The organism is Magnetococcales bacterium (genome assembly GCA_015231175.1).
In the GTDB taxonomy this organism is placed as follows: Bacteria; Pseudomonadota; Magnetococcia; order Magnetococcales; family DC0425bin3; genus HA3dbin3.
The window spans coordinates 1-2340 of sequence record JADGBZ010000171.1 but is presented as its reverse complement, the minus strand read 5'-3'; the positions used below and the strand labels follow the sequence as shown (position 1 = coordinate 2340).

The following is a 2340-nucleotide window of genomic DNA, read 5'->3' as shown; positions in this document are numbered from 1 at the left end:
CTCCCTGGCTTTGTCCAGGGCAGCGCCCTGGTGGGGTTCGGGGCGAAGCCCTGATAAAGGCTTTCACGTCCAAGCTTTTCTTGCTATGGTGCTGAATAGTTACCTGAAATTTTGGTTGCACTGAACGGCTGACGGACTTTGCGACCGGTCAGGATGCGAACTTCAGCAGCCTCCGTCCGTTGAAGATCACCAGCAGGCTGGTGCCCATGTCGGCCAATACCGCCATCCACAAGGTGGCCAGTCCCAAGCCTGCCAGCAACAAAAAAAAGCCCTTGATACCCAGGGCCAGGGCGATATTTTCCCACAGCACACGCCGGGTGGCCCGCCCCAGGCGCACAAATTCTCCGACTTTGCGCAGGTCGTCATGCATGATCGCCACGTCGGCGGTTTCCAGGGCGGTATCGGTGCCCGAACTCCCCATGGCGATGCCGATGGAAGCGCGTGCCAGGGCTGGGGTATCGTTGATGCCGTCGCCCACCATGGCCACCACCCCGAACCGTTCGGTCAACGCCTCGATGGCACGCAGTTTCTCCTCGGGCAGCAGCTCGGCGCGGACATCTTCGATGCCGGCATGACGGGCTATGGCCTGGGCGGTGGCGGTGTTGTCACCGGTGAGCATGGTCACGGAAATGTTCAGTTCCCGGAGGGCGCGTATCGCTTCCGGGGAGGTGTCCCGCATACGGTCGGTCACGGCGATCACGGCCAGGGGTTCGCTGGATGAGGCCAGCACCACCACCGTTTTTTCGTCCTGCTCCAGCGGCAGCAGAATATCCTCCACTTCCGGGCGACACAGCCCGAGTTCTTCCAGCAGGCGGTGGTTGCCGATGTGATGGATCTCACCGGAAACAGTTCCCCGTGCCCCGCGTCCAGACAGTGCCTCGAAATGGCGGACATGGAGCAGGGGACGGGTCTTGCCCCAGGCGGCGGTGATGGCAGCAGCCACCGGATGTTCGGAGTGGCTCTCCAGACTGGCCGCCAGGCGCAGGAGCTGATCCCGGTTGCGTTCCCCAAGAACGATGAAATCCGTCATCTCCAGCCGCCCATGGGTCAGAGTGCCGGTCTTGTCCAGGGCCACGGCCTTCAGGGCGTGGGCCTGCTCCAGGTAGAGGCCTCCCTTGATCAGAATGCCCCGCCTGGCCCCTGCGGCCAGCCCGCTGACCACCGTCACCGGGGTGGAAATCACCAGGGCGCAGGGGCAGGCCACCACCAGCATCACCAGGGCTTTGTAGAACCAGGCGGCAAAGGGTGCGCCGAGCAGTAGGGGCGGCGCAGCGGCGATGAGCACCGCAATCCCCACCACCGCCGGCGTGTAGTACCTGGCGAACTGTTCCACAAAGCGTTGCATGGGCGCCCGCCTGGCTTGGGCCTCCTGGACGGTGTCGATGATCCGCGCCAGGGTGGAATGGCGAAAATCGGCAGTAACCCGATATTCCAGCATTCCAGAGCCGTTGATCGATCCGGCGAAGAGGGGATGTCCCGGCTCCTTCATCACCGGCATGCTCTCGCCGGTGATGGGGGCCTGGTTGACATCGGAACAACCCGCGCTCACCACCCCGTCCAGGGCGATGCGCTCACCGGGTTTGACCCGCGCCATGCGCCCCACGACCACCGACGCGGCGGCCACGGTTTCCCACTCCCCGGTTCCGGTATGAACGCTGACGGTTTCTGGCGCCAGAGACATCAACTCGCGGACGGCGTTGCGTGCCCGGTCCATGGACAAGGCCTCGACCCGCTCGGCCAGGCTGAAAAGAAAGATCACCATGGCCGCCTCGGGCCACTGGCCGATGGCCACCGCTCCTAGCACAGCCAGACTCATCAGAAAATGAATATTGAGGGAGAGATGGCGCAGGGCGATCCAGCCCCGCTTCAAAGTGTCGGTCCCTCCCACCAGGATCGACACCAGGGCCAGACCGGCAATCCATGGAGACGTTTCGTCTGCCCCGGCCCATACCAGAATTTCCGCTCCAAGGGCAGTCACACCAGCAATCAGGGTCACGATCCATGCGCGGCGGGAAACAGCGGGCTGGATCGGCAGGGAACGCGCATGCCCGGAAGATGCCTCTACGTCGGTGGCATCCGGTTCCATGTTCACGGTGCGCATGGCGGCGAAGATGTCCATTCGGTTCGCCCCTTTGTGGATCACCACCAGCTCCCGGCGGATGAAGTCGAAATCCAGATGCAATATCTCCTTCCTGCTCGCGAGGGCTTTGCGGATCAGATCTGCCTCGGTCGGACAACAGAGTTTCGAAACCCGCAGTACCATGCGCTCCCCGTCCAGGATCGGTAGGGGAGGCAGCGCCGGTGGCACAACGGAAGCCTCTGGATTGCAGTGTCCGGAAC

Annotated in this window: 1 protein-coding gene; it reads right to left on the bottom strand. The window is 63.3% G+C overall.

What is annotated here, in order from left to right:
- Nucleotides 1-148 precede the first annotated feature (148 nt).
- Nucleotides 149-2263 (bottom strand): heavy metal translocating P-type ATPase, encoded by a 2115-nt coding sequence (locus tag HQL63_16265; GenBank protein ID MBF0178376.1) that lies wholly within the window; start codon nucleotides 2261-2263, stop codon nucleotides 149-151.
- Nucleotides 2264-2340 lie beyond the last annotated feature (77 nt).

Excerpts from the sequence above, each read along its gene's own strand:
- HQL63_16265 (MBF0178376.1), bottom strand. The coding sequence starts at position 2,263 with ATGGTACTGCGGGTTTCGAAACTCTGTTGTCCGACCGAGGCAGATCTG.